Genomic DNA, 1259 nt, shown 5'->3' on the forward strand with positions numbered 1-1259 from the left:
GTGATTTCAGCCAAGAATTTGCGGATACGGCCTTCAACCATTTTAGCGGCGATGTCGGCAGGTTTGCCGGAAGCGATCGCTTGTTCGGTGTAGATGTGGCGTTCTTTTTCAACGGTTTCAGCATCTACTTCGGCTTCGCTTACGCATTGTGGTTTAGCGGCAACGATGTGCATACCGATTTTGCGTGCTACGTCTTCAGAGCCTTTGAACTCAACCAATACGCCTTCGGTAGCCAAAGCACCGTGGATGTAGGCAACCAGTTGGTTGGCAGTGTCGATCACTTGGAAGCGGCGAACAGACATGTTCTCGCCCAATTTAGCGATGATGGCTTTGCGTTCTGCCTCAACCAGTTCGCTCAGTTCTTCAACAGAAGCCGGTTTTTTCTCGGCAGCAGTTTTAGCAACGAAGTTGGCAAATTCTACGAAACCGGCGTCTTTAGCAACAAAGTCGGTTTCGCAGTTTACTTCAACCAATGCGCCGACATTGCCGTTGATCGCGTAAGCCAATACGCCTTCGGCAGCAGTACGGCCAGCCAGTTTACCGGCTTTCGCACCAGATTTAATACGCAGGATTTCTTCGGCTTTGTCGAAGTTGCCTTCAGCTTCAACCAAGGCTTTTTTGCATTCCATCATGCCCAGGCCGGTAGCGGCGCGCAGGTCGGCAACCATTTTTGCAGTAATTTCTGCCATTTTGAATCTCCTAGATTTTTGGGAACACGGCGATTGCCGTGTTTGGAAATAGTGGCCGTCTGAAACGGATTTCAGAACGGGATTTGAGAAAAGGGGCATAACGCCCCTCTTCTGTGTACCGAATTACTCGGCAGCAGCTTCTTGGGCAGCAGCTACAGTTTCTTGCAGCGCTTGGTTTTTGCCTTCCAAAACTGCGTCGGCGATGCCGCGGCAGTACAGGCGGATAGCTTTAGCGGAGTCATCGTTACCAGGGATAACGTATTTCACGCCGTCAGGGCTGTTGTTGGTATCGACTACGGCGATAACAGGGATGCCCAGTTTTTCAGCTTCAACCAAAGTACCTTTTTGGTAGCCGGTATCGATAACGAAAATCGCGTCAGGCAGGCCTTTCATGTTTTTGATACCGCCCAAAGAACGTTCCAGTTTTTCAACGTCGCGTTGCATTTCCAGAATTTCTTTTTTGTTGAAACCGCCTTCGGCAGCGTTTTCCAGAGCAGCAGTTTTTTCTTCCAGGCGTTTGATGGATTGCTTAACGGTTTTGTAGTTAGTCAGCATACCACCCAACCAGCG

General features: G+C 49.8%; 2 protein-coding genes. Both read right to left on the reverse strand.

What is annotated here, in order from left to right:
• Nucleotides 1-689, reverse strand: a 689-nt coding sequence (gene tsf, locus ACTHSP_RS20640) for a translation elongation factor Ts (RefSeq protein ID WP_440346840.1), incomplete at its 3' end; no start/stop codon positions are given.
• Between the two features lie 123 nt (nucleotides 690-812).
• Nucleotides 813-1259 (reverse strand): 30S ribosomal protein S2 (gene rpsB / locus ACTHSP_RS20645; RefSeq protein WP_440346841.1); only part of this gene is annotated, 447 nt, incomplete at its 5' end.

The sequence above is a fragment of the Neisseria sp. P0001.S005 genome, from assembly GCF_051963715.1.